We start from the raw sequence: 24,454 nt of genomic DNA on the forward strand, positions 1-24,454 counted from the left end.
TGTGTTTCGATGCGCCAATTTGACCACCGTTGATCGTCGAGATCAAGCGGAATCGACGTATCGTTTGAAACGTTACTGCGTCTCGTGCTGTGCGAGCACCGCGCCGAGCTGTTCGTTCATCTGGTGCATTGTACGACGGATTTCCTCGGCCGGAAATGCTTCACCGTGCCGCACGCTCGTTTGCAGTCGCAGCAATTCCGATGCAAGCGACAGCGCCGCCATCACCGCGATGCGATCGGTGCCGCGCACCGAGCTGTTCGAGCGGATTTTCGACATTTCGGCGTCGACGCGTGCGACCGCTTCGAGCAGCGCCGCTTCGGTCTCGGCCGAACAGGCGAGCCGATAGGGCTGACCGAGAATCGAGACTTCGATCTGCTTGGTGCTCATGCATGTTCTCCGTGGCTGGCCGCGTCATCGCCATCCGTGCGCGCCTGCGCATCGAGCAGGTCGAGCTGGTTGTCGGCTTGCTCCGCGCTCTTCGAGCGCGGCAGCTTTTCGAGAATCGCGTTCAGTTTCACCTGGGCGTCGTCGATCTTCGCCGACAGCGTGTCGCGCTCGGCCGCGAGCGCATTGCGTTCGTCGCGCAGCTGCGCGAGTTCCGCGCGGACCGTGTCCGCTTCCGCGCGCAATTGCGCGACCTGCTCCTCGAGCGCGAGCCGTTCCGAGTGATAGCGCTTGTTCAGCGAAATCAGACGGCCAATATTTTGAGATAGGGTTTCGAGTTCGTTGAGCATTTGCTGCGTCCTCTAAAGACCCAGCATTTTAGCGCGGAATAACGCGCAATCCGACATCTGTAACGTTTCCAGTCGTAACACCCCGGCTTCTTGCCGCGAATAGGCGTGTCCCGCGCCGCGCCGGACGCTTCCTTGACGCTCGCGCGACCGCCTCCTAAACTGGCGCCGCCTCGGTGCTCGCGCGCAGGACGCGCGGTTAAACGGGAAGCAGGGTGCGGGCTCCACGAGCGTGCCAACCTGCGCTGCCCCCGCAACGGTAAGCGGCCGCGTCGTGTGACGCAGGCCGGCTCGGGCGCGTTTCGCGTGCTGGTCGCAGGCGGGCGCGGGCCACTGCGCGTCATCGCGCGGGAAGGCGAGCCGGACCGCCGCCAGCCCGGATACCGGCCGAGACGGGGAGCCCGCACGGGCTTCATGACGCGCGACCTGCGGGGAAGCAGGGCGCGCAATGTTTCACGGAACGTTCTTCGATGCCGACCCCAATCGTCCGCCACGCGCCCCTGTCGCGCCCGGCCGGCTGCCGCAAGCGGATGCGCCGCGCGTCGTGCGCGCGGCCGTGCGCGGCATGAGCGCCGCACGCGCCACCGTCATCTGGGCCGCGCTGGCCGCGTTGGTCGCGCTGCTGTTCGTCGCGTCGCTGTCGATCGGCAGCGTGCCGATGTCGCCGTGGCAGGCGCTCGCATCCCTCGCGCCGCACGGCGGCGACACCCTGTTTGCCGACATCGTCCGGACGCTGCGCCTGCCGCGCGCGCTCGCGGGTTTCGCGTGCGGCGCGCTGCTCGCGCTGGCCGGCGCGTTGTTGCAGGTGCTGCTGCGCAATCCGCTCGCGGAGCCGTACGTGCTGGGCGTGTCCGGCGGCGCGGCCGGTTTCGCGCTCGTCGCGATGATCGCGGGCGGCGCATGGTGGCTCGTCGACGCATCCGCGTTCGCGGGTTCGCTCGTATCGGTCGCGCTGGTGCTCGGTCTCGCGCGGCGCGAGCTGTGGCGGGGCGAATCGCGCGACGCGTCGCCGCGGCTGCTGCTCACCGGCGTCGTGATCGCGGCGGGGTGGGGCGCGCTCGTCACGCTGTTGCTGTCGCTCGCGCCCGACGCGCGGCTGCGCGGCATCATCTTCTGGCTGACGGGCGACCTGAACGGCGCGACGGCGCCGTGGTTCGCGTGGGGCGCGCTGCTGCTGAGCGCAGGCGTCGCGCTGCCGGTCGCACCGCAACTGAACGTGCTGCTGCGCGGCGACGCGACCGCGCAGGCGCTCGGCGTGCCGGTCGCGCGCCTGCGCGTGCGGATCTATCTCGTCGCGTCGCTGGCCGCCGCGGCTGCCGTGACGACGGCCGGGACGATCGGCTTCGTCGGGCTCGTCGTGCCGCATGCGTTGCGGCTCGCATTCGGTAACGACCAGCGGATGCTGCTGCCGGCCGCGATGCTCGCGGGCGGGGGCGGCGTGATGGCGGCCGACCTGCTCGCGCGTACCGCGATCGCGCCCGCGCAATTGCCGGTCGGCGTGATGACCGCGTTGATCGGCGTGCCGGTGTTCCTGTGGATGTTGCTGAGGAGGCCGATGCGATGACGGGCACCGCGGCACCGAACGCAGCCGCCGGCGATCTGCACTACAGGGCCGTCGACCTGACGCTGAAGGCCGGCGCGCGCACGTTGCTCGACCGCTTCACGCAGGCGTTCCGCCCCGGCGAGATCTGGTGCGTCGCCGGGCCGAACGGCGCGGGCAAGACGACGCTGCTCGCCACGCTCGCGGGATTGCAGCCGCCGGCCGGCGGACACGTCGAGATCGACGGCCGCCCGCTTGCCGCGTGGCGCCCCGAGCCACTCGCGCGGCGCCGCGCGCTGATGCCGCAGCAATTGCACGATGCGTTCAGCGCGACCGTGTTCGACACGGTGCTGCTCAACCGCTTTCCGTATCTCGGCGGCTGGGGCTGGGAGCGCGACGACGACCGCACGGCCGCGCGCGCTGCACTCGCGACGTTCGACCTGAGCCCGCTCGCGTCGCGCGACGTGATGTCGCTGTCGGGCGGCGAGCGGCAGCGGGTCGCGCTGGCCGCGACGCTGTGTCAGGATGCGCCGCTGATGCTGCTCGACGAACCGCTCGCGCATCTCGACCTGCATCACCAGATCGATTGCCTCACTGCGCTGGCCGCCTGGCTCGCGGCAGCCCCGCGCACGATATTGTTTTCGTGTCACGACCTGAATCTTGCGCGGCGCTTCGCGACGCATGCGCTATTGCTCGACGGCCGTGGCCATGCGTCGGCCGGCCTCGTGCACGACGTGTTGACGCCCGAGCGCGCGAGCGACGCGTTCGGCTATCCGCTCGTGCTGATCCGCGAGAACGGCCGCGATGCGCTGCTGCCGGCATGGCCTGCGCGACAATGACCTTTCCTGTTCCGATTTTTTCGATGCGCGGCGCCAGCCGCGCCCACGACCCGGCTCCTCGATGACGACTCCCACCCCATTCCCGCCCGAGATCGCGCCGCTCGACGACGCGCTGCGCAAGCGCCTGCAACATGTGATCGACCACAAGACCAAGCCGCCCGGCAGTCTCGGCCAGCTCGAAGCGCTCGCGCTGCAGATCGGCCTGATCCAGCTAAGCGAGCGACCGGTCGTGCAGCGTCCCGTGACGATCGTGTTCGCGGGCGATCACGGAATCGCGGCCGAGGGCGTCAGTCCTTATCCGCAGGCGGTGACCGCACAGATGGTCGCGAACTTCCTGGCCGGCGGTGCGGCGATCAATGCGTTCTCGGGTGTCGCGCAGAGCACGCTCGAGATCGTCGATGCGGGCGTCGCGTCGCCGCTGCCGCTGTCGGACCGGCTGGTGTCGCTGCCGGTCGCGCGCGGCACGCGCAACTTCGCGACGGAGCCGGCGATGACCCGTGAAGAAGCGATGACGGCGCTGGCCGCCGGCGCGGCGCGGGTACGCCTGCACGCGTCGCTCGGCACGAACGTGATCGGTTTCGGCGAGATGGGGATCGCAAACACGTCGTCGGCCGCGTGCCTGATGAGCCGCCTGCTCGACGTGCCGATCGACGCCTGCGTCGGCCGCGGCACGGGCCTCGACGATCAGGGCCTCGCGCACAAGCGCGCGGTGCTCGGCCGCGCGCTCGTCAAGCACTCGCATGCGATCGCGCCGCTCGACGTGCTCGCGATGTTCGGCGGCTTCGAGATCGCGATGATGACGGGCGCGTACCTCGCGGCCGCGAGCGAGCGGATGACGATCCTCGTCGACGGCTTCATCGCGACCGCCGCGCTGCTCGTCGCCGAGCGCATCGCGCCCGGCGTGCGCGACTACTGCGTGTTCTCGCATACGTCGCACGAGGCCGGGCACCGACGCATGCTCGAGCATTTCGGCGCGAAACCGCTGCTCGCGCTTGACCTGCGCCTCGGCGAAGGCACGGGCGCCGCGCTCGCGCTGCCGCTGGTGCGCGCGGCGGCTGCGTTCCTCAGCGAGATGGCGAGCTTCGAGTCCGCCGGCGTCGACAATCGTGACGCCTGAGCGCGCGCGCGGCATGCGGGCCGAACTGCGTTACTTCTTCGTCGCGCTCGGCTATTTCACGCGCGTGCCCGTGCCGCGCTCGATCGGCTACACGGCCGGCGATCTCGACCAGGCCGCGCGCTATTTCCCGCTCGTCGGCGCCTGCGTGGGCGCATGGGGCGCGCTCGTCTATCTCGTCGCACTGCGCGTACTGCCCGCGTCGATCGCGGTCGGGCTGTCGATGGCCGCGACGCTGCTCGCGACCGGCGCTTTCCACGAAGACGGCCTCGCCGACAGCTGCGATGCGTTTGGCGGCGGCTACACGCGCGACGACGTGCTGCGCATCATGCACGATTCGCGGATCGGCACGTTCGGCGCGGTCGCGCTCGTGATCGCGCTCGGCCTGAAATGGCAGGCGCTGGCGGCGATGCTGCCGCTGCGCGCCGCATGGACGATGATCGTCGCGCATGCGGCGAGCCGCGCGATGGCCGTGAGCCTGCTGATGTCGCTCGACTACGTGCGGCCCGAAGGCAAGGCGAAGCCGGTTGCGCAGCGGATGGGCGCACGCGCGGCGTGCATCGCGGCGGGGTTCGGATTGCCGTGGCTGTTCTGGCCGGACTGGCGCATGGGCGTTGCCGCGTGCGTGGCGCTCTTACTGGTGCGTGCGTGGCTCGCCCGCTATTTCGTGAAGCGGATCGGCGGTTATACGGGCGACTGTCTCGGCTTCGCGCAGCAACTGGGCGAACTGACGATCTATCTGGTGGTGCTCGGATGGACATCGTCCTGATCCGTCATCCGGCCGTCGGCATCGAGCCGGGTGTCTGCTACGGGCGCAGCGACGTGCCGCTCGCCGATTCGGCCGATGGCGGTGCGCAGGCCGTGCGTGCGCATCTGGCGGAACTCGGTGCGCCGTTACCCGAGCAGGTCTGGACGAGCCCGCTGACGCGCTGCACATCGGTTGCCGAACGGCTCGCGCGGGCTTTCGACGTGCCGTTGCGGCGCGATGCCGACTGGCAGGAAATGGATTTCGGTGCGTGGGAAATGCAGCGCTGGGACGATATCGACCGCGCGGCGCTCGATGCATGGGCGGCCGACCTGATGCACGCGTGCGCGCACGGTGGGGAAAGCGTCGCGCGATTCGTCGCGCGGGTCGCGCGGCAGGCCGATGTGCTTGCGGAGTGCGACGGCCCGCAATGGGTCGTCACGCATGCGGGTGTGGTCCGCGCATTCGCGTCGCATGTGTTGCGCGTGCCGCTCGATACGCTGCTGTCGCGGCCGGTGCCGACGGGCGGGGCGGTGTGGCTGCGCACGGACGACGACGACACGCGCACATGGGAAGTCGTGCACTGGGACGCATAGGTGCACTTGCGTCTGAAGGTGAACGACGCGGCACACGGATCGATCTGCGCTCGGGCGCCGGACGCATCCGGCATCGATGCGCGATGAACGCGCGAGCCGCCGCACCGGAAATCAGCGCACCGGCCGCCGCGCACGCGCGGCATCCAGATCCTCGCACAGCGCGGCCGCGCCCTGCGCGATGCGCGGCGACGGCCGTGTCAGCAGATCGCCGTCGATCGCGAACAGGTTGTTGCGCGCCACGGCCGTCAGCGCGGGCCATGCACGCCAGCGCGCGAGGCTCGGCAGCGGTTCGTTCGAACGGGTCGCGCCGGCACTCGTCGTCACGATCGCTTCCGGATTCGCCGCGAGCACGGCCTCGTCGGTCACGGTCGGCGCGAGCGGCTTGAGCGACGCGAATACGTTGCGGCCACCGCAGAGCTCGAATACTTCGTTGATCAGATGCGTGCCGTTGAGCGTCGTCAGCGGGCGGTCCCACACCTGGAAGAACATCGTGACGGGCGGGCGTGCCGCGTAGCGTGCGCGCAGTGTCGCGATGTCTCGGGTAAAGGCGGCCGCGGCGGCATCGGCAGTCGGTTGCGTGCCGAGCAGCGTGCCGAGCCGGCGCAACGACGACGACACGTCGTCGAGATGCTTCGGTTCGCTGAAGAACAGCGGAATGTGCAGCGCGCGCAGCGCGTCGGTCTGCCGCTCGGCGTTGCCGTGCCGCCACACGACGATCAGGTCGGGCTGCAGCGCGGCGATGCGTTCGAGATCGAGCGCCTTGTTGTCGCCGACGCGCGGCACCGCTTGCGCGGCGGCCGGATAGTCGCTGTACGTGACGGTGCCGACGAGCTTCGCGCCGCCGCCGGCTGCATAGACGAGCTCGGTCGCGTGCGGCGCGAGGCTGATCACGCGCTGGGCAGGCGCCGGCAGCGTGACCGTATTGCCGGTGTCGTCACGGGTCGTGACGTCGGCGTGGACGAGCGGTGCGTGAGCGAGCGCGGCCAGCAGCGCGGCCGGCACGAGCCGGCTGAACACGCGCGGACTCATGCCGAGGCCCGCTGCAGCAGCGGCACGCAATGCGCGAGCGCGTCGCCGAGGCGCTGCCATTCGGCTTCGCTCGCCGGCGGCAGGCCGATGCGTACGCTCGACGGCGTCGGGAAGTACCGCGTCCAGATCCCGCGCGCCGCGAGCGCGGCATGCAGCGCGGAGGCGCGCGGGTCATCGCTCCAGCTGAACAGCGGCGTCGCGCGAACCGCGAAGCCGTGCGCGCGCAGCAGCGCGGCCAATCGCTCGCCGTCGGCCGCGAGCCGCTCACGGGCGGCAGCTTGCCACGCGCGATCGGCGAACGCCGCGGCGACCGCGTGGCGCGCGGGGCCGCCGACCGTCCACGCGCCGAGCGTGTCGCGCAGCGCGGCGATCAGCGCGGGATGCGTGAGCACGAAGCCCGCGCGAATGCCGGCAAGCCCGAAGAACTTGCCGACCGAGCGCAGCACGACGAGCCCCGGACGATCGACCCGCGGCGCGAGCGAGGGCGCGGCGCCCGTATCGGCGAACGCTTCGTCGACGATCAGCGTGCCGCCGCGTGCCGCCAGTTGCGCATGCCAGCCGAGCAGGCGCGCGGTCGGCACGCACTCGGCCGTCGGATTATTCGGATTCCCGACGATGACGTGGCGCAGCGTCGCGGGCAGCGTGTCGGCGTGGATATCGAGTGCGACGACGCGATGGCCGTGGCGCGCGAACGCGGGCCCGTATTCGCCGTACGCGAGCGCCGCGACGCCGGCGTCGCCGGCCGGCAGCAACGCGGGCAACGCGCGGATCGCGGCCTGGCTGCCGGCAACCGGCAGCACGTGTGCAGGATCGGGCGCGTGGTAGTACTGCGCAGCACAGGCCGCGAGACTGTCGCCGTCGTCGGGCAGCCGGCGCCATGCATCGGCCGGCACGGGCGGCACCGGGTAGCCGACCGGATTGATGCCGGTCGACAGGTCGAGCCACGCGTCGTACGGAATGCCGTGGCGGCGGGCGGCTTCATGCAGGTTGCCGCCGTGCGCGATGGATGAATCAGACATGATGGGTGGCCATGACGAGTGCGCCGCCCGCGACCAGCAGCGCGAGCCACAGCGCGAGCGTGCGCGTGACCAGCGACAGGGCGGCGACGATGTGAAGGGCGGTGGCCGTGGCCCCGGCGCCGAGCACCGGGCGATCCTCGATTTCGCCGTGATAGACGGCCGGGCCACCGAGCTGCACGTTCAGGCTGCCGGCGCCCGCGGCCATCACGGGGCCCGCGTTCGGGCTATCCCAGTGGCGCGCCTGCGTGCGCCAGCAGCGCCATGCGGCGGCCGTGTCGCCGAGCAGCGCGTAGCTGGCGGCCGTGAGGCGCGCGGGAATCCAGTTCAGCGCGTCGTCGATGCGCGCGGCGGCCCAGCCGAAGGTCAGGAAGCGCGGCGTGCGGTAGCCCCACATCGCGTCGAGCGTGTTCGCGAGCCGGAACAGCAGCGCGCCGGGGCCGCCCGCGACGACGAACCAGAAGAGCGCGCCGAAGATCGCGTCGTTGCCGTTCTCGAGCGCCGATTCGACGGCCGCGCGCGACAGCGCCCCTTCGTCGGCCTGGCTCGTGTCGCGCGACACGATGCGCGCGGTCAGCGTGCGCGCCGCGTCGAGGTCGCGCCGCAGCAGCGCGGCGGCGATCGGCGCGACGTGGTCGGCGAGGCTCTTCGCGCCGAGCGCGAACCACAGCAGCGCGACGTGCAGCGCTGCGGCGAACGGCCAGGGCAGCACGGCGACGAGCCATGCCGCGACGGCCACCGGCGGCACGACCGCCGCGAGCCACGCGGCGACGCCGATCACGCGGCCGCGCCGGCCCGTGTTCAGCGCGGCTTCGATGCGTGCGGCCAAGCGACCGAACGCGACGAGCGGATGCCAGCCGGCCGGCTCGCCGATCGCGCGGTCGACGAGCGCGGCCGCGACCGCGAGCATCGCGACGACGGGCAGCGACAGCATCAGCATGACGGCGCGCCCGCCTTGAGGTCGAGCGGCAGCCCGGCAACCAGCAGCGTGACGCGCGTCGCGAGCGCGGCGACGCGCTGGTTCAGGCGCCCGAGTTCGTCGACGTAGCGGCGCGTGACCGACCCGAGCGGCACGACGCCGAGCCCGATCTCGTTGCTGACGACGATCACCTTCGCGCGTGCGACGCACAGTGCATGTTCGAGCCGCTCGACCTGCGCCGCGTACTGCGCATCGTCGAGCGGTTCGCCGTCGGCGGGGCACAGCAGGTTGGTGAGCCACAGCGTCAGGCAGTCGACGAGCAGGCACGCGTGCGGATCGTCGAGCCGCGCGAGCGTGCCCGGGAGATCGACGCTCGCGTCGGCGAACCCCCAGTCGGCCGGCCGGCGTGCGCGGTGATGCGCGATGCGCTGCGCGAATTCGGCATCGGCGGCGGTCGCGGTCGCGATGTAGGTGACGGGGCGGCCGCTGTCGGCGGCGAGCCGCTCGGCATGCGCGCTCTTGCCCGAGCGCGCGCCGCCGAGGACGAAGGTGAGGTCGTGCGGAATCATCGCGTGATTGTAACGGCGCGGGCGGCCCGCCGCGGGCGATAATGCCGCCTTTGCTTCGCGACACCTTTCACACGATGAATGCACCCGAGCCGCGGCCGCGCGGCACGCTGATGATCCAGGGCACGACGTCCGACGCGGGCAAGAGCACGCTCGTCGCGGGCCTGTGCCGCCTCGCGCGCCGCGGCGGCGCGCGCGTGGCGCCGTTCAAGCCGCAGAACATGGCGCTCAACAGCGCGGTGACGATAGACGGCGGCGAGATCGGCCGCGCGCAGGCGTTGCAGGCGCTGGCCGCCGGCGTCGCGCCGCATACGGATTTCAATCCGGTGCTGCTGAAGCCGACGAGCGACCGCGGCGCGCAGGTGATCATTCACGGCCAGGCGCGCATGAACCTCGATGCGCGCGCGTATCACGACTACAAGCCGGTCGCGTTCGATGCGGTGCTCGAATCGTATGCGCGCCTGCGCGCCGGGTACGACACGGTGATCGTCGAAGGCGCCGGCAGCCCGGCCGAGATCAACCTGCGCGAAGGCGACATCGCGAACATGGGCTTTGCCGAGCGCGTCGACTGCCCGGTCGTGCTCGTCGCCGACATCGATCGCGGCGGCGTATTCGCGCATCTGGTTGGCACGCTCGCGTGCCTGTCGGACAGCGAGCGCGCGCGCGTGCGCGGCTTCGTGATCAATCGCTTTCGCGGCGACCTCAAGCTGCTCGAACCGGGACTCGACTGGCTGCGCGCGCAGACGGACAAGCCGGTGTTCGGCGTGCTGCCGTATCTGCACGGGCTGCTGCTCGACGCGGAGGACATGCTGCCCGCGCAGGCGCGCAGCGCCGCCGCTCGCAGCGATGCCGGCGTGTTGCGCGTCGTCGTGCCCGCGCTGCCGCGCATCAGCAACCACACCGATTTCGATCCGCTGCGCGCGCATCCGCAGGTCGAATTCACGTACTGGAAGAGCGGCCCCGTACCCGACGCCGATCTGCTGATCCTGCCCGGTTCGAAGAGCGTGCAGCGCGACCTCGCGTGGCTGCGCGATGCGGGCTGGGACGCGCTGATCCGGCGCCATCTGCGCTACGGCGGCAAGGTGATCGGCATCTGCGGCGGCATGCAGATGCTCGGCCGCACGCTCGACGATCCGCTCGGCCTCGAAGGCGCGCCCGGCAGCGTGCCGGGGCTCGGGCTGCTCGATTTCGACACGACGCTTCAACCCGACAAGACGCTGAAGAACGTGACCGGGCAACTCGCGCTGCCGGGCGCGGCCGCCGTGCGCGGCTACGAGATCCACATGGGCGACACGCGCGGGCCGGCGCTCGCGGCGCCCGCGCTGATGCTGGCCGCCGATGCCGCGCGGGACGGCGTGCGGGATGGCGTGCGTCCTGACGGCGCGCTGTCGGCCGACGGCCAGATTCTCGCGACCTACGTGCACGGGTTGTTCGACGCGCCCGACGCCTGCGCGGCGCTGCTCGCGTGGGCGGGGCTCGACGGCGCGGCCCGCATCGACTACCCGGCGCTGCGCGAGGCTTCGCTGGAACGGCTGGCCGACACGTTCGCCGAGCACCTCGACCTCGACGCGCTGTACGCCGAGTTTCGTTGAGGCCGGCCCTCGCTTTTTCCGCCCGATCACGTACAACAGAGGAGGGCGGAGGTCCGCCCGAAGGAGGGCGACGATGAGGGCTCGACGGTGGTGGGGCGTACTGCTCGCGGTGCTGCTGGGCGTGTCGGCGGTGGCGCATGCGTGCGATTCGTATGCGCCGGGCGGCGGCCAGTCCGGCGGCGACGCCACGCAAGGCAAGAGCGGTTACTGAGCGGGATGCAGGGCATGATCGGTCATGCCTTTTTTTGCGTCAATTCGTTCCTTGATGGAATCAATTTAAGCGGTATGGCGTGTTTATCGGCCGAATCGATTCGAATAGAGTGCGATCCACTCCCATCCACTCACGAAGGACTCCGTCATGAACGCCAACCGCCTGAACGATTTCGCCGCGACGCTGCTGCGCGTCGCCCTCGGCGTGCTGTACCTTGCGCATGTCGCACAGAAGGTCTTTGTTTTCACGCTGCCCGGCACCGCGCAGTTCTTCGCGTCGATCGGCCTGCCGGGCTGGCTCGCCTACCTGACCACGTTCGTCGAACTGGCAGGCGGCCTGGCGCTGCTCGCGGGGTTCCACGTGCGTATCGCCGCGCTGGTGCTGCTGCCGTTCATGCTCGGCGCGGTCGCCGCGCATCTGCCGAACGGCTGGAGCTTCGCGTCGCCGCACGGCGGTTGGGAATATCCGGCGTTCTGGGCCGTCACGCTGGCCGTGCAGGCCCTGCTGGGCGGCGGCGCGTTCGCGCTCGGCATGCGGGAGGCCGCGGTCCAGCGCGCATGACGTGAAGGAAAGCAGACGAAAGCGGCACGCGGTTCGGCGTGACCGGTTCCGGTGACCCCCCGTTTGCCGATATCATCGCTCCCTGTATCCGCAATCGAGCGGCGCCTGCCATGCGGCCGGCGCCGCGCGGCTTTTTCGGGGGAATTCATGACGGTCATCGTGGTGGCGAATCCGAAGGGCGGCGTGGGGAAGAGCACGCTGTCCACCAATCTAGCCGGCTATTTCGCGGCGCAGGGCGCATGGGTCGCGCTGGCCGACCTGGACCGGCAGCAGTCCGCGCATGCGTGGCTCGACCTGCGGCCGGCCGGCTTGCCGGCGATCGAGGCGTGGGAACTCGATCCGGAGGCGCCGTCGAAGCCGCCGCGCGGGCTGGAATATGCGGTGATCGATACGCCGGCCGGCCTGCACGGCACACGGCTCAACGTCGCGCTGCAACTGGCCGACAAGGTGATCGTGCCGCTGCAGCCGTCGATGTTCGATATTCTCGCGACCCAGCAGTTTCTGGAGCGCCTCGCCGGCGAGAAGGCCGTGCGCAAGGGCAGCGTCGAGGTCGGCATCGTCGGGATGCGGGTCGACGCGCGCACGCGCTCGTCCGACCAGTTGCACCGGTTCGTCGAGGGGCTCGGCCTGCCGGTGCTCGGCTACGTGCGCGACACGCAGAACTACGTGCAGATCGCCGCGCACGGCCTGACGCTGTGGGACGTCGCGAAAAGCCGGGTCGAGAAGGATCTCGAGCAGTGGCGGCCGATCGTCGAATGGGCCGAGCGCCGCGTGCCGAAGGCCGAGAAGGCCGCCAAGGCTTCCTGAGCGCCGGCCATCCGGCCGTCTTGCCGGCGCGACACCCAATGAGAAAGGGTCGGATACCGTGGTGTACGGTGTCCGGCCCTTCGGCGGCAAGCGGTGCCGCGCGGGCGGCCCGCGCCACGGCGCGCGGGCGTGCCGCTCGGCTTACGTCCAGTTCTGCGTCGGCACGTGATCGCGGTGGCCCTTGATCTTGTTGCCGTCGTCGATGAACACCAGCTTCGGCTTCCAGCCGGCCTGCAGTTCGGCTTCGTCGACCATTGCGAACGCCGCGATAATCACGAGGTCGCCGAGCTGCGCGCGGCGCGCGGCCGAGCCGTTCAGCGAGATCATCCCGCTGCCGCGCTCGCCCTTGATCGCGTACGTCGAGAAGCGCTCGCCGTTGTTGATGTTCCAGATGTCGATCCGTTCGTTCTCGATCAGGCCCGCCGCTTCGAGCAGGTCTTCGTCGATCGCGCACGAACCTTCGTAGTGCAGTTCGCAGTGCGTGACCGCCGCACGGTGGATCTTCGATTTGAGCATGTGGCGCTGCATGGTGTCTCCGTGATGCGTCGTGAGGGGCGCGGGCGGGCCGGCCGTCAGATTTCCAGGTTGTCGATGAGGCGCGTCGCGCCGAGCTTCGCGGCCGCGAGCACGACGAGCGGCTCGCCGGCTTCGAGTTCGGCGGCGCTCGGCGCGATCAGGTTCGCGCGGCGGCGGATCGCGATGTAGTCGGGCACCCAGCCGCGTTCGGCCAGGTGCGTGTGCGCGTGCTGCTCGAGCTTGCCGAGGTCGCGTTCGCCGCCTAGCACGCTGTCGCGCACGCGCTGCAGCGTTTTCGCCAGTTCCGGCGCTTCCTTGCGCTCGTCGGCCGTCAGGTAGCGGTTGCGCGACGACAGCGCGAGGCCGTCCTCGTCGCGCACGGTCTCGGCCGCGATGATCTCGACCGGCAGCGCGAGCTGCTGGCACATCCGGCGCACGATCATCAGCTGCTGGTAATCCTTCTTGCCGAACACGGCGACGCGCGGCTGCACGCAGGACATCAGCTTCGTGACGACCGTGCACACGCCGGCGAAGAAGCCGGGCCGGAACTCGCCTTCGAGAATCCCGCCGAGATCGTCCGGCGGCAGCACGCGATACTCCTGCGGCTCAGGGTACATGTCGCGCTCGGTCGGCGCGAACAGCACGTATACGTTGTTCTGCTGCAGCTTCTCGATATCGTCCTGGAGCGTGCGCGGGTACTTGTCGAAATCCTCGTTCGGGCCGAATTGCAGCCGGTTGACGAAGATGCTCGCCACGACCGGGTCGCCGTGCTGGCGCGCGAGGCGCATCAGCGACAGGTGCCCTTCGTGCAGGTTGCCCATCGTCGGCACGAACGCCGTGCGGTTCTGTCCGCGCAGCTGGTCGCGCAGTTCCTGGATCGAGCTGATGACTTTCATGATCGGGTAGCGGGTTCCTCGCGCAGGCGCGCGTTGACGCCGCGGCAGCGGCGTCGGGGTCGAAACGGAGAACGCCGGCGCGCGGGCGGCGCATCGGACGTCGGCGGATTGTAGAGGATTTGGCCGCGCGACGCATCGATAAAAGAACGATCGTTCACTTTATAGGGCGGCGTGCCGGACACCCCGCCGGACGGCCGTCCGCCGCGGCGAAGCCGCGAACGTCGGGATGTACCGGGGAGCGGGGAAACGGCTGAGGGAAGACCTTATGCGGGCAGGTACGCGAGGCGCACGTAGATCGGCGCGAACGGCTCGGCCTGCGTGATTTCGAGCAGCGATTCGCGCGCGAGTTCGAGCATCGCGATGAAATTCACGACGACGACCGGCACGCCGCGCGACGTGTCGAACAGGTCGGCGAACTCCATGAAGCGCGCGTTCTGCAGCCGGCGCAGGATCAGACTCATGTGTTCGCGCACCGACAGCTCCTCGCGGGAGATCTTGTGGTGCTGCACGAGCTTCGCGCGCTTGAGCACGTCGGCCCACGCGGCGCGCAGGTCGTCCGAATTCACGTCGGGAAAGCGCGGCGTGACGCTTTGCTCGATGTACACCTCGGCGCGCAGGAAATCGCGGCCGAGCTGCGGCAACTGGTCGAGCCGCTGCGCGGCGAGCTTCATCTGCTCGTATTCGAGCAGCCGGCGCACGAGTTCGGCGCGCGGATCCTCGGCTTCCTCGCCGGTGTCGGCCTTCTTCACCGGCAGCAGCATCCGCGACTTGATCTCGATCAGCATCGCGGCCATCAGCAGGTACTCGGCCGCCAGCTCGAGGTTCGACGCGCGGATCTGGTCGACGTAGCCCAGATATTGCGCGGTGACCTGCGCCATCGGGATGTCGAGCACGTTGAAGTTCTGCTTGCGGATCAGGTACAGCAGCAGGTCGAGCGGGCCTTCGAACGTCTCGAGGAACACCTCGAGCGCGTCGGGCGGGATGTAGAGATCCTGCGGCAGCTTGAACAGCGGCTCGCCGTACAGGCGAGCGAACGCCGCGACACCGTCGACCGTGTCGGGCGTCGAATCGGCGCCCGCGGGCGCGGCGATCGCGTCGTCCTGCCGGGCGGCGCTGGCCTCGTCGGCGGCGCTCACGTCGTCAGAAGTTCTGGTAGTAGACGTACGACGTTTGCTTCACGCGCGATTCCTGCTGCTCGGCGCGCTCTTCGAGATCGATCGGCTGCTTGTCCCACAGCAGGGAACGACCCTTGCGCTGCTCTTCCTCGAGCGTCGGCTTCTGCTGCTTGAGTTGGTTCAGGAACTGCGTGACGTCGGACTGGTACGGCATGGCTGGATCTTCCGTTTCGGGCGGCGCACGGTGCGCCGGATTCGCGATGGCGGGATTTTACCGCATCGCGGGGAACAGCCGGCGCCAATCGCGCGTCGAATCCGCGGGCCGGTACCGGCGGACACCGCGCGGCGGCCCTTCCGGCGCCTTGGCACTCTTTCACAATCGTTTGGCTGTGACGCCGGCGCCCTGTGGTCAAATACAGGGTTTTCCACGAAACCGTAACCATCCAGGACGGCGAGGTCATATTTGGCGGGGCAGTCGAACCAGCAAGCACACACGGCGCATCACGCGGGCCCGCGCGCGGCCCGCGATCGCGCCGGCGCCGCGGCCCGCGTCGCGCGGGCGGCCCTCGCGGGTTGCCTGGCCGCGTGTTTCGCGCTGCCGGCCCATGCGAAATACGACGTCGACATCGACGCGCCGCGCTCGATCCGCAAGCTCCTGAAGACCCATCTCGATATTGCCCGCTTCGCGAAGCGCGACGACATCAGCGACGACCAGTTCGACTTCCTCGTGACCGCCACGCCGCAGCAGGTGCGCGACCTGACCGCGACGGCCGGCTATTTCTCGCCGGTCGTGCGCACCGACGTGCGCACCCGCGACGGCAAGCGCGACGTGCGCATCGCGGTCGATCCGGGCAAGCAGACCGTCGTGTCGACGGTCGACCTGACGTTCAAGGGGCCGGTCGAGACCGAGGACCCGAAGCAGGAAACCGCGACCCGCTTCGCGTTCTCGATGAAGCCGGGCGATCCGTTCACGCAATCCGACTGGGACGACGCGAAGGGCGCGGCGCTCCGGCAACTGCAGTCGCGCCGCTATCTCGGCGCGAAGATCGTGTCGTCCGAGGCGCGCATCGATCCGCGCACGCAGCGTGCGACGCTCGCGGTCGCGTTCGACAGCGGCCCGACGTTCACGATCGGCAAGGTTGATGTCGACGGCGTGCGCCGTTATCCGGAAAAGATCGTCACGAACGTCAATCCGCTGTCGGAAGGCGAGATCTACGACGTGCAGCGGATCGCCGAATTGCAGCGCCAGTTGCAGAACACGCCGTACTACGCGAGCGTCGCGATCGACGTCGGCGACGATACGTCGAAGCCCGAGCGCACGCCCGTGCACGTGAAGGTCAGCGAGTTTCCGTACAACAACATCCGCGGCGGCGTCGGCTTCGCCACCGATACCGGGCCGCACGTGCAGGGTTCCTATACGTATCTCGACACGTTCGGCGCCGCGTGGCCGCTGACGGTCTCGGGCCGGCTCGACCAGATCCAGCAGTACGGGCAGGTCCAGCTGTCGATGCCGCCGGGCGAGAAGGGCTGGACCAACAGCGTGCTCGCGTCGTACACGAACACCAACGTGTCGGACACGCGCATCTACAGCGCGCGGGTCGGCGTGCAGCGCACGCGCACCGGCCAGTTCATCGACTATGCGTATTCGCTGATGTACTACCAGGATCGGCTCGACCAGAACGGCGCGGGGCCGACCACGAGCCGCGCGCTGGTGCCGCAGTGGGCGTGGACCCGCCGCAACGTCGACGATCCGCTGTTCCCGCGCTCGGGCAACCTGATTCATGCGGAGGCCGGCTTCGCGGTCAAGGGCGTGCTGGCCGACGAGAGCTTCATTCGCGGCTACGCGCGCGGCCAGCAGTATTTGCCGATCGGCAAGCGCGACCTGTTCGTGTTCCGCGCGGAACTCGGCGGCGTATTTACGAGCGGCAGCTCGACCGGCGTGCCGGCGTCGCTGCTGTTCCGCGCCGGCGGCTCGAACTCGGTGCGCGGCTACGGCTACCAGAGCATCGGCAACAGCGTCGACGGCTCCGTTTTGCCGACCAAGTACCTGATGACGGGGACGGCCGAATACCAGCACTGGTTCAACCGCGACTGGGGCGCCGCGACGTTCTTCGACATCGGCACCGCGACCGATGCATGGGGCGAGCGCGTGTTTTACCCGGGCGTGGGCGTCGGTGCTCGCTGGCGCAGCCCGGTCGGCCCGATCAACGTCGACGTCGCGTACGGGTTGCGCAACCACAGCGTGCGCCCGTACCTGACGCTCGGCATCGCTTTCTGAACCCGCCGCCCTATTGACGACGACCCGCACGACGAACCGCATGACGAAGGACCCGAACGACACGCCGCCGCCTCACGATCCGGATTCGCCCGATGGCGCGCCCGACACGCCGCCGCGCGCGCCGCGTCGCGGCCGCGCGTGGCGTGTCATTGCGTGGACGCTCGCGACGGTCGTGCTGCTCGTCGTGCTGGCGGCGGGGCTCGTGCTGGGCGCGGTGACGACCGAGCGCGGGACGCGGCTCGCGTGGCAGGCGGCCGGCAAGGTGCTCGGCACGCGGCTCGCGGGCACGCTCGAAGGCGGCTCGCTCGCGACCGGCGTGCGCTTGCGCGGGTTCGCATGGACGAGCCCCGACGGCACCGGCACCGAGGTGCGCATCGACCGGCTCGACGGCCGCTGGGCATTGACCCGCGCGCCGTGGCGGCTGTCCATCGCCTATCTGCGCGCGGGCACGATCGACGTGCGGATCGCGCCGGGGCCGTCGACGCGGAGCACGACGCCGCAGGACCTGAGTCTGCCGCTGCAGGTGCGGATCGACGACCTGCGCGTCGATCGCCTCGCGATTCACGAAGGCGCGTCGACGACGCAGCTCGACCATCTCGCGCTGAATGGCCGCAGCGACGGCCGTCACCATGAACTCGTGCTCGACGGCGTCGATACGCCGTACGGCGCGCTGACCGCGCGCGCGAAGCTCGACGGCGTGAAGCCGTTCGCGCTGACCGGTGAAGCGACCTACGCGGGCAAGCTGTCGGACGAGCCGGTCGACGCGCGGGCCCGCGTGTCGGGCTCGCTCGAGGCGCTCGTCGCCGACGTCGACGCGAGCGGGATGAAGCTGAACGGGCGCGCGCACGTCGAGGCCGCGCCGTTCGGCGCGGTGCCGCTCACGCGCGCGTCGCTCGCGTTCGACCACGTGAACCCGCAAGCATTGTCGCCCGGCGCGCCCGCGGCCGATCTGGCGGTGCGCGCCGAACTCGCACCGGTGAGCGCGCCGGCAGGCTCGGCGCCCGCGAAGGGTTTCGCGGTGACGGGCCCGGTGTCGATCGTCAACGCGAAGCCGGGCACGCTCGGCGACCATCTTCTGCCGGTGATCGACGCGCACGCGAACGTGCATCTCGACGCGCACGCGCAACGGATCGACGGCCTCGCGCTGAAGCTGATCCGCGACGGCAGCGTGACCGGCGGCGGCACGCTGACGGGCGGCAAGGGCCGCTTCGACCTGAAGGTCGCGAACCTCGACCTGAACGCGTTCGTCGCCGAGCTGCGGCCGATGCGCCTCGGCGGCCCGCTCGGCGTGACGCTCGCGGGCGACGTGACGACCGTCGATTTCAACCTGAACGATCCGAAGCTCGCGCTCGGCGCGCGCGCCAAGGTCGCGCTCACGCAGCAGCAGACCGTGCTGACCGACACGCGCGTGACGGCGGGCAAGGGGCGCATCGACCTGACGGGCGTGTTCCGCCACGACGCGCATTCGAGCTACGACGCGAAGGCGACGCTGACCGCGTTCGATCCGCTGCTGCTCGCCGCGATGAGCGCGCCGAAGGCGGGCGGTGGCAAGGCGCCCGCGACGGCGGCCAAGGCCCCGGCCAAGCGCGGCGAGACGCGCGTGTCGGGCACGCTGACCGCGTCGGGCGCGCTCGCGCCGCAAGTGTCGACGAAGGCGACCTTCAAGCTCGCCGACAGCCTGTACGACGGCGTGCCGCTGACCGGCGCCGGCGTCGTGCAGCTCGCCGGCTCGCGAATCCTGCCGAGCAACGCGAACCTGTCGATCGCCGGCAACCACGTCGACCTGCGCGGCAGCTTCGGCGCGCCCGGCGACCGGCTGCGCTTCGTCGTCGACGCGCCGCAGCTCGACCGGCTCGGCTTCGGCGTTCAGGGGCTCGTGCAGGCGCAAGGCGACCTGACCGGCAGCTTCGCGCATCCGAACGTGACGGCGACCTACAAGGCCGAGCACGTCGTCGTTGGGTCGAACCGGATCGGCACCGCCCAGGGCCGCGCGGACATCCGCGATGGCGCGCACGGCGCGCTCGTGTTCACGGCCGACGCGTCTGACATCGCGCTCGGTTCGTTCCAGCTGAAATCGTTGCGCGCGAACCTCGACGGCACGCGCGCGAAGCACACGCTCGACGCGTCGGCGCTCGGGGTGGCCGGCGGCCGCGTGATCGACCTGACGCTTGCAGCGAACGGCGGCGTGGTCGAGAACCGCGACGGCATGCGCTGGGACGGCACCGTCACGCGGCTCGCGAATCGCGGCACGCCGGCGCTCGCGCTGCAGGCGCCGCTGACGATATCGGCCGGCGCCGGCCGCGTGACGCTCGGCGCGACGCGGCTCACGCTCGAAGGTGCGGCGATCGACCTGAAATCGTTCGTGTTCGACCGCGGCCAGATGCGCTCGGCGGGCGCCGTGACCGGCGCGTCGGTCGCGCGTTTCCTCGAGGTTCGCCAGGCGCTGACCGGCCAGCGGCCGCCGGTGCGGACCGACGTGGTGCTCGATGCCGACTGGGATTTCTCGCTCGGCGCGAACGCGACGGGCTACGTGCAGGTGAAGCGCCGCGGCGGCGACGTGACGATCGAGACCGGGCGCGGCATCGCATCGCTCGGCCTGACCGACCTGTCCGCCCGCGCGAGCTTCGCGCCCGGCAACCGGCTCAACGTGACGGCGCTCGCGAAGGCGAGCCGGGTCGGCACGCTCGACGCGAACGTCACGGTGCCGTTCGCGCTGCGCGACGGCGTGTTCGGCCTCGTCGACGACGGTCCGCTGGCGGGCCGCATCGACGCCGACATTCCGGCGCTGAAGACCACCGGCAACCTGTTCGGGCCGAGCTACCTGCTCGGCGGGCGCGCCGCGCTGAAGCTCATGGTCTCCGGCACGCCGGTGAAACCGAACCTGTCGGGGACGCTGACGGGCGACGAGCTTTCCGCGACGCTGATCGACCAGGGCGTGCAGTTGAAGGACGGCATCGTGCGCGTGAAGCTGTCGGACAACCTCGTCGAATTCCAGCAGGTCGAATTTCACGGCGGCGACGGCACGCTGCGCGCGCTCGGCCGCGTGCGGCTCGACGGCGAGGCGCCGGACCTGACCGCCAGCATCGTCGCGGACAAGCTCGAACTGTTCGCCGCGCCGGACCGCAAGCTGTCGCTGTCGGGCAAGGCCACCGTCGCGAACGACGGGCCGCGCGGCGCGCTGTCGATCGACGGCAAGTTCGTGGTCGACCGCGCGCTGTTCGATCTGCCCGAGCAATCGGCGCCGCACCTGTCCGACGACGTCGTGATCGTGCAGCCGGACGGCACGGTGCGCGGCGAGACGCCCACCGGCACCGCGGCCGCGAAGCCGAAGCCGGTCGAAAACAAGCCGGCGCCGTCGCTGGCGCCGCGCGCGAACATCGACGTCGGGCTCGGCAACAACTTCCGCTTCAAGGGCCACGGCGCGGATCTGGGGCTGCGCGGCACGATCACCGTGATGAGCGCGCCGGGCGTGCCGCTGCGCGCGGTCGGCAACGTGCGCGTGACCGAAGGCTCGACGTACACGACGTTCGGCCGCAAGCTCGCGATCGAGAACGGCTTCTTCACGTTCAACGGCCCCGTGTCGAACCCGGGCGTCAACATCCTCGCGATGCGGCGCAACCAGGAGGTCGAGGCCGGCGTGCAGGTGACGGGCACGATTCAGTCACTGACGGTCAAGCTCGTGTCGGAGCCGAACGTCACGGACAACGAAAAGCTGTCGTGGCTGCTGTTCGGGCACGGCACCGACCAGGGCAACAACGTCGGCCAGCAGGGGGCGATGACGGCGGCGCTCGGGCTGCTCGGCAGCGTAACCGGCAAGCGGGTCGCGCAGACCTTCGGTCTCGACGAGGTGTCGGTCGGCCGCAGCGAGGTCGGCCTGACCGATCCGCAGGTCGTGCTGGTGTCGAAGGCGATCAACGAGCGGTTCGTGCTCGGCTTCGAGCAGGGGCTGCAATCGGCGGCCAACGCGTTCAAGGCGACCATCAACCTGACGCGCTTCTGGTCGGTGTCCGCGTACGGCGGCACGTTCCAGGGCGTCGACCTGAACTACACGCGGCGGTTCGACCGCTGGTTCGGGCAGCGCTGACGAAGGGCGCGGCATACCGGGCAGCAATAAAAAAGCCCCGCACGATGCAACTCGTGCGGGGCTTTTTTGCGCAAGCAGCAACTGCGCGTTCGACTTACTTCACGCGCATGCCGGGCTTTGCGCCGCTGTGCGGTTCGAGGATGTAGAGGCCCGGTTCCGCCTTCTCGTCGGTGGCCGACGCGGCGAGCACCATCCCTTCGGACAGGCCGAACTTCATCTTGCGCGGCGCGAGGTTCGCGACCATCACCGTCAGCTTGCCGACGAGCTGCTCGGGCTGGTACGCGGACTTGATGCCCGAGAACACGTTGCGGGTCTTTTCCTCGCCGACGTCGAGCGTGAGCTGCAGCAGCTTGTCCGAGCCTTCGACCGCCTGGCACGCGACGATCTTCGCGATGCGCAGATCGATCTTCGCGAAATCGTCGATCGAGATCGGTGCGTCGTCGGCACCGTTCACGACGGCCGGCTTCGCGTTCGCCTTCGCGTTGCTCTTCGCATCCTTCGCGGCGGTGGCGCCCGCGGCGGCTGCCTCGGCCTGCAGCGAATCGCGGTTCGCGGCGAGCAGCGCTTCGATCTGCTTCGCATCGACGCGCGTCATCAGGTGCTGGTACGCCTTGATCGGCTGCGCCGACGACAGCGGCTTCGCGGCGTCGGCCCACGCGAGCGGCGCGATCCCGAAGAACGCCTCGACCGCTTCGGCCACGCGCGGCATCACCGGCTTCAGCGCGAGCGACAGCAGGCGGAAGGCCTCGAGGCTCACGCTGCAGGTTTCGTGCAGCGCGACCGCGTTGGCCGGGTCCTTCGCGAGATCCCACGGCTTCGCGCCGTCGACGTACGCGTTCACTTCGTCCGCGAGCTCCATCGTGTGGCGCAGCGCGCGGCCGTATTCGCGTGCTTCGTAGCTCGCGGCGATCTGCGCAATCGCATCGCGCAGCTTCGCGACGAGCGGATGATTCATCGCGCTGTCCTGCACGCGGCCGTCGAAACGCTTGATCAGGAAGCCGGCCGCGCGGCTCGCGATGTTCACGTACTTGCCGACGAGGTCGCTGTTCACGCGCGCCTGGAAGTCGTCGAGGTTCAGGTCGATGTCTTCCATCGTCGCGTTCAGCTTCGCGGCGAAGTAGTAGCGCAGCCACTCGGGATTCAGGCCCGTGTCGATGTAGCTCTGCGCGGTGATGAACGTGCCGCGCGACTTCGACATCTTCGCGCCGTCGACCGTCAGGAAGCCGTGCGCGAACACGTTGGTCGGCGTGCGGTGGCCCGAGAACTCGAGCATCGCGGGCCAGAACAGCGTGTGGAAGTACAGGATGTCCTTGCCGATGAAGTGGTACTGCTCGGCCTTCGAGCCCGGGCGGATCCACGCATCGAAATCGATGCCGTTGCGCTCGCACAGGTTCTTGAAGCTCGCGTAGTAGCCGACCGGCGCGTCGAGCCACACGTAGAAATACTTGCCGGGCGCGCCCGGGATCTCGAAGCCGAAGTACGGCGCGTCGCGCGAGATGTCCCAGTCGGCGAGCTTGGATTCGCCGGCGTCGCCGAGCCATTCGCGCATCTTGTTGGTCGCTTCGGGCTGCGCGAGGCCGCTTACCCACTCGCGCAGGAACGATTCGCAGCGCGGGTCGGACAGGCGGAAGAAGTAGTGCTTCGAGGTCTTGCGCACCGGCGTCGCGCCCGACACGACCGAATACGGATTCAGCAGTTCGGTCGGCAGGTAGGTCGAGCCGCACACCTCGCAGCTGTCGCCGTACTGGTCCTTCGCGTGACACTTCGGACACTCGCCCTTGATGAAGCGGTCCGGCAGGAACATTTCCTTGACCGGATCGTAGGCTTGCTCGATTTCGCGTTCGGCGATCAGGCCGGCTTCCTGCAGCGCGAGATAGATGTTCTCGCTCAGCACGCGGTTTTCTTCCGAATCGGTCGTGTAGAAATTGTCGAACGACACGCCGAAGCTGTCGAAGTCGCGCTTGTGCTCGGTCCACACGCGGTCGATCAGCTGCTTCGGCGTCAGGCCTTCCTTCTCCGCGCGCAGCATGATCGGCGTGCCGTGCGTATCGTCGGCGCCGATGTAGTAGACCTCATGACCATGCATTCGCAGCGTCCGCACCCAGATGTCGGTCTGGATGTACTCGACCAGGTGGCCGATGTGGATCTGCCCGTTGGCATAGGGCAGTGCGGACGTAACGAGGATCTGGCGGCTGCCTTGCGGCGCCGCAGCCTGCACGGAAGTGAGGTCGGATGCGGACATAGGGTCTGGAGAAGAACAGCGGGAAAAACGACGGGAAACTGCGATTCTAGCAGGGGCGCGGGCTCGCGCGGCGGGCGGGTGCCGCGGACCGGCCGGCTGCAGGGAGGAGGTCGCCCAGGTGCCGCGCCCGGCAGTGCGATGCTGCGGTGCAGCATGAAATCTGCGGGCAAAAAAAACCGGGGCGGATACGGCCCCGGAGCAACAACGACAAGAGGAGAATGGTGACGCGCCGGCAACACCAGCCACGTACCGTAAATACTGACCACGGCCTGCGACAGAAGTTCGAAAATTTTTTCGATTTGTTACCGGCTCCGCCGAAAGCCTTACCCGGCGGGGCTGTGCGGGCAGAATGCCCGCACGATTCCTCTCGTGGTCGCGCTTACTGATGCTGTTGCGGCGCGCGCAGGTAGATCTCGACGCGGCGGTTCTGTGCGCGGCCGGCTTCGGTCGCGTTGTCCGCGATCGGGTTCGACGGGCCCATGCCTTGCGCCGACAGACGGCCGCCGTTCACGCCGCGCTGCACGAGCGCGTTCACGACGCTTTGCGCGCGGTTCTGCGACAGCGTCTGGTTCAGCTGCTGCGAGCCCGTGCTATCCGTGTAGCCGACGATCGACGCCGTCACTTGCGGGTTCTGGTTCAGCGTCGTCGCGAGGTCGTTCAGCAGCGGCGTGAACGCCGGCGTGATCGCGTACTGGTTCGTCGCGAACGTGACCGAGCTCGGCACGTTCAGCTTCAGCGAGCCGTCCGGCTGCTCGGTGACCTGCGTGCCCGTCTGCGCTGCCGACGGCGCGAGCTTGTTCTTGATCGCTTGCCAGTTGTAACCCGTCACGCCACCGACCAGTGCGCCGACGCCCGCGCCGATCGCCGCGCCCTTGCCGCCACCGGCCAGTGCCCCGATCCCCGCGCCCAGCGCCGCGCCCGTGCCGGTACCGACGGCCGTATTGTTGCCTTGCTGCGTGGCGCAGCCTGCCAGCAGTGCGCCGGCGAGTGCGAATACGGACAGGCGAGTCGCGATTTTCATGTTCATCTTGGATTCCTCTCTTGGTTGAACGAGTCG

General features: G+C 69.6%; 23 protein-coding genes and 1 riboswitch. Of the genes, 11 read left to right on the plus strand and 12 right to left on the minus strand.

Going from position 1 to position 24,454, the window contains the following annotated elements:
* Nucleotides 1-72: 72 nt before the first annotated feature.
* Nucleotides 73-387 carry a cell division protein ZapA gene (locus BLS50_RS12400; RefSeq protein ID WP_006478091.1) on the minus strand — a complete coding sequence of 105 codons (315 nt, stop codon included), beginning with the start codon at nt 385-387 and terminating at the stop codon, nt 73-75.
* Nucleotides 384-734: an ATPase gene (locus BLS50_RS12405; RefSeq protein ID WP_006478092.1), complete on the minus strand. Its 351-nt coding sequence runs from the start codon at nt 732-734 to the stop codon at nt 384-386. Before BLS50_RS12405 ends, BLS50_RS12400 begins: the two co-directional genes overlap by 4 nt.
* A 154-nt stretch (nt 735-888) precedes the next feature.
* A riboswitch (cobalamin riboswitch) is annotated at nt 889-1,137 on the plus strand.
* Nucleotides 1,138-1,179: 42 nt separating this feature from the next.
* On the opposite strand from BLS50_RS12405, the gene BLS50_RS12410 reads away from it, so the two are divergent.
* The 5 genes from BLS50_RS12410 to cobC all read left to right on the plus strand — a co-directional run bounded on the left by BLS50_RS12410 (nt 1,180) and on the right by cobC (nt 5,565).
* Nucleotides 1,180-2,295, plus strand: a complete 1,116-nt coding sequence (locus BLS50_RS12410; protein ID WP_074802326.1) for a FecCD family ABC transporter permease — start codon at nt 1,180-1,182, stop codon at nt 2,293-2,295.
* Nucleotides 2,292-3,110: an ABC transporter ATP-binding protein gene (locus BLS50_RS12415; RefSeq protein ID WP_074802327.1), complete on the plus strand. Its 819-nt coding sequence runs from the start codon at nt 2,292-2,294 to the stop codon at nt 3,108-3,110. Before BLS50_RS12410 ends, BLS50_RS12415 begins: the two co-directional genes overlap by 4 nt.
* Nucleotides 3,111-3,171: 61 nt before the next feature.
* The gene (gene cobT, locus BLS50_RS12420) at nt 3,172-4,227 is read left to right on the plus strand and encodes a nicotinate-nucleotide--dimethylbenzimidazole phosphoribosyltransferase (protein WP_074802328.1); all 1,056 of its coding nucleotides are present in this window, start codon (nt 3,172-3,174) and stop codon (nt 4,225-4,227) included.
* Nucleotides 4,228-4,240: 13 nt separating this feature from the next.
* Nucleotides 4,241-4,993, plus strand: a complete 753-nt coding sequence (locus tag BLS50_RS12425; protein ID WP_074802800.1) for an adenosylcobinamide-GDP ribazoletransferase — start codon at nt 4,241-4,243, stop codon at nt 4,991-4,993.
* The gene (cobC, locus tag BLS50_RS12430) at nt 4,978-5,565 is read left to right on the plus strand and encodes an alpha-ribazole phosphatase (RefSeq protein ID WP_074802329.1); all 588 of its coding nucleotides are present in this window, start codon (nt 4,978-4,980) and stop codon (nt 5,563-5,565) included. Before BLS50_RS12425 ends, cobC begins: the two co-directional genes overlap by 16 nt.
* Before the next feature lie 111 nt (nt 5,566-5,676).
* Here the strand turns inward: cobC and BLS50_RS12435 are convergent, their stop codons facing one another.
* The 4 genes from BLS50_RS12435 to cobU are packed head-to-tail and all read right to left on the minus strand — an operon-like array spanning nt 5,677 to nt 9,098.
* A complete protein-coding gene (locus BLS50_RS12435; RefSeq protein ID WP_074802330.1) occupies nt 5,677-6,594 on the minus strand; it encodes a cobalamin-binding protein in 918 nt (305 codons plus the stop codon).
* The gene (gene cobD, locus BLS50_RS12440) at nt 6,591-7,613 is read right to left on the minus strand and encodes a threonine-phosphate decarboxylase CobD (protein WP_074802331.1); all 1,023 of its coding nucleotides are present in this window, start codon (nt 7,611-7,613) and stop codon (nt 6,591-6,593) included. The genes BLS50_RS12435 and cobD overlap by 4 nt, the downstream gene beginning before the upstream one ends.
* The gene (gene cbiB / locus BLS50_RS12445) at nt 7,606-8,550 is read right to left on the minus strand and encodes an adenosylcobinamide-phosphate synthase CbiB (protein ID WP_074802332.1); all 945 of its coding nucleotides are present in this window, start codon (nt 8,548-8,550) and stop codon (nt 7,606-7,608) included. The genes cobD and cbiB overlap by 8 nt, the downstream gene beginning before the upstream one ends.
* Complete coding sequence (gene cobU, locus BLS50_RS12450; RefSeq protein ID WP_074802333.1) at nt 8,544-9,098, minus strand: bifunctional adenosylcobinamide kinase/adenosylcobinamide-phosphate guanylyltransferase; 555 nt, start codon at nt 9,096-9,098, stop codon at nt 8,544-8,546. Before cobU ends, cbiB begins: the two co-directional genes overlap by 7 nt.
* A gap of 74 nt (nt 9,099-9,172) precedes the next feature.
* Here cobU and BLS50_RS12455 point away from each other — a divergent pair, with 74 nt between their 5' ends.
* The 4 genes from BLS50_RS12455 to BLS50_RS12465 all read left to right on the plus strand — a co-directional run bounded on the left by BLS50_RS12455 (nt 9,173) and on the right by BLS50_RS12465 (nt 12,266).
* Nucleotides 9,173-10,687: a cobyric acid synthase gene (locus BLS50_RS12455; RefSeq protein WP_074802334.1), complete on the plus strand. Its 1,515-nt coding sequence runs from the start codon at nt 9,173-9,175 to the stop codon at nt 10,685-10,687.
* 73 nt (nt 10,688-10,760) lie between these two features.
* Nucleotides 10,761-10,898, plus strand: coding sequence for a hypothetical protein (locus BLS50_RS35910; protein ID WP_164728347.1), 138 nt, complete (start codon nt 10,761-10,763; stop codon nt 10,896-10,898).
* A gap of 147 nt (nt 10,899-11,045) precedes the next feature.
* Nucleotides 11,046-11,459, plus strand: a complete 414-nt coding sequence (locus tag BLS50_RS12460) for a DoxX family protein (protein WP_074802335.1) — start codon at nt 11,046-11,048, stop codon at nt 11,457-11,459.
* Between the two features lie 147 nt (nt 11,460-11,606).
* Nucleotides 11,607-12,266, plus strand: coding sequence for a ParA family protein (locus tag BLS50_RS12465; protein WP_011545963.1), 660 nt, complete (start codon nt 11,607-11,609; stop codon nt 12,264-12,266).
* Between the two features lie 141 nt (nt 12,267-12,407).
* Here the strand turns inward: BLS50_RS12465 and panD are convergent, their stop codons facing one another.
* From panD to BLS50_RS12485, 4 genes are all read right to left on the minus strand, one after another.
* The gene (gene panD, locus BLS50_RS12470) at nt 12,408-12,794 is read right to left on the minus strand and encodes an aspartate 1-decarboxylase (RefSeq protein ID WP_011545962.1); all 387 of its coding nucleotides are present in this window, start codon (nt 12,792-12,794) and stop codon (nt 12,408-12,410) included.
* Nucleotides 12,795-12,838: 44 nt separating this feature from the next.
* Nucleotides 12,839-13,678, minus strand: a complete 840-nt coding sequence (gene panC / locus BLS50_RS12475) for a pantoate--beta-alanine ligase (RefSeq protein ID WP_074802336.1) — start codon at nt 13,676-13,678, stop codon at nt 12,839-12,841.
* 263 nt (nt 13,679-13,941) lie between these two features.
* Entirely contained in the window at nt 13,942-14,814 is an 873-nt protein-coding gene (locus BLS50_RS12480) for a segregation and condensation protein A (RefSeq protein WP_006478106.1), read from the minus strand.
* 4 nt (nt 14,815-14,818) lie between these two features.
* Complete coding sequence (locus tag BLS50_RS12485) at nt 14,819-15,007, minus strand: DUF3460 family protein (protein WP_006478107.1); 189 nt, start codon at nt 15,005-15,007, stop codon at nt 14,819-14,821.
* Nucleotides 15,008-15,256: 249 nt separating this feature from the next.
* Between BLS50_RS12485 and BLS50_RS12490 the strand changes: the two genes are divergently transcribed.
* The gene (locus BLS50_RS12490; protein WP_074802337.1) at nt 15,257-17,071 is read left to right on the plus strand and encodes an autotransporter assembly complex protein TamA; all 1,815 of its coding nucleotides are present in this window, start codon (nt 15,257-15,259) and stop codon (nt 17,069-17,071) included.
* 40 nt (nt 17,072-17,111) lie between these two features.
* A complete protein-coding gene (locus BLS50_RS12495) occupies nt 17,112-21,155 on the plus strand; it encodes a translocation/assembly module TamB domain-containing protein (protein WP_074802801.1) in 4,044 nt (1,347 codons plus the stop codon).
* 94 nt (nt 21,156-21,249) lie between these two features.
* Here BLS50_RS12495 and metG read toward each other — a convergent pair whose 3' ends face one another.
* Both metG and BLS50_RS12510 read right to left on the minus strand, forming a co-directional pair.
* Nucleotides 21,250-23,397: a methionine--tRNA ligase gene (gene metG, locus BLS50_RS12500; RefSeq protein ID WP_074802338.1), complete on the minus strand. Its 2,148-nt coding sequence runs from the start codon at nt 23,395-23,397 to the stop codon at nt 21,250-21,252.
* Between the two features lie 379 nt (nt 23,398-23,776).
* Entirely contained in the window at nt 23,777-24,424 is a 648-nt protein-coding gene (locus tag BLS50_RS12510; protein ID WP_006478111.1) for an OmpA family protein, read from the minus strand.
* Between the last annotated feature and the right edge of the window lie 30 nt (nt 24,425-24,454).

Origin of the sequence: Burkholderia orbicola, assembly GCF_900100915.1 — a bacterium.
GTDB lineage: Bacteria > Pseudomonadota > Gammaproteobacteria > Burkholderiales > Burkholderiaceae > Burkholderia > Burkholderia orbicola.

Bases quoted from the DNA above. Each gene is read 5' to 3' on its own strand.
- BLS50_RS12400 (WP_006478091.1), bottom strand. From the start codon at position 387: ATGAGCACCAAGCAGATCGAAGTCTCGATTCTCGGTCAGCCCTATCGG.
- BLS50_RS12405 (WP_006478092.1), bottom strand. From the start codon at position 734: ATGCTCAACGAACTCGAAACCCTATCTCAAAATATTGGCCGTCTGATT.
- BLS50_RS12410 (WP_074802326.1), top strand. From the start codon at position 1,180: ATGTTTCACGGAACGTTCTTCGATGCCGACCCCAATCGTCCGCCACGC.
- BLS50_RS12415 (WP_074802327.1), top strand. From the start codon at position 2,292: ATGACGGGCACCGCGGCACCGAACGCAGCCGCCGGCGATCTGCACTAC.
- cobT (WP_074802328.1), top strand. From the start codon at position 3,172: ATGACGACTCCCACCCCATTCCCGCCCGAGATCGCGCCGCTCGACGAC.
- BLS50_RS12425 (WP_074802800.1), top strand. From the start codon at position 4,241: ATGCGGGCCGAACTGCGTTACTTCTTCGTCGCGCTCGGCTATTTCACG.
- cobC (WP_074802329.1), top strand. From the start codon at position 4,978: ATGGACATCGTCCTGATCCGTCATCCGGCCGTCGGCATCGAGCCGGGT.
- BLS50_RS12435 (WP_074802330.1), bottom strand. From the start codon at position 6,594: ATGAGTCCGCGCGTGTTCAGCCGGCTCGTGCCGGCCGCGCTGCTGGCC.
- cobD (WP_074802331.1), bottom strand. From the start codon at position 7,613: ATGTCTGATTCATCCATCGCGCACGGCGGCAACCTGCATGAAGCCGCC.
- cbiB (WP_074802332.1), bottom strand. From the start codon at position 8,550: ATGCTGATGCTGTCGCTGCCCGTCGTCGCGATGCTCGCGGTCGCGGCC.
- cobU (WP_074802333.1), bottom strand. From the start codon at position 9,098: ATGATTCCGCACGACCTCACCTTCGTCCTCGGCGGCGCGCGCTCGGGC.
- BLS50_RS12455 (WP_074802334.1), top strand. From the start codon at position 9,173: ATGAATGCACCCGAGCCGCGGCCGCGCGGCACGCTGATGATCCAGGGC.
- BLS50_RS35910 (WP_164728347.1), top strand. From the start codon at position 10,761: ATGAGGGCTCGACGGTGGTGGGGCGTACTGCTCGCGGTGCTGCTGGGC.
- BLS50_RS12460 (WP_074802335.1), top strand. From the start codon at position 11,046: ATGAACGCCAACCGCCTGAACGATTTCGCCGCGACGCTGCTGCGCGTC.
- BLS50_RS12465 (WP_011545963.1), top strand. From the start codon at position 11,607: ATGACGGTCATCGTGGTGGCGAATCCGAAGGGCGGCGTGGGGAAGAGC.
- panD (WP_011545962.1), bottom strand. From the start codon at position 12,794: ATGCAGCGCCACATGCTCAAATCGAAGATCCACCGTGCGGCGGTCACG.
- panC (WP_074802336.1), bottom strand. From the start codon at position 13,678: ATGAAAGTCATCAGCTCGATCCAGGAACTGCGCGACCAGCTGCGCGGA.
- BLS50_RS12485 (WP_006478107.1), bottom strand. From the start codon at position 15,007: ATGCCGTACCAGTCCGACGTCACGCAGTTCCTGAACCAACTCAAGCAG.
- BLS50_RS12495 (WP_074802801.1), top strand. From the start codon at position 17,112: ATGACGAAGGACCCGAACGACACGCCGCCGCCTCACGATCCGGATTCG.
- metG (WP_074802338.1), bottom strand. From the start codon at position 23,397: ATGTCCGCATCCGACCTCACTTCCGTGCAGGCTGCGGCGCCGCAAGGC.
- BLS50_RS12510 (WP_006478111.1), bottom strand. From the start codon at position 24,424: ATGAACATGAAAATCGCGACTCGCCTGTCCGTATTCGCACTCGCCGGC.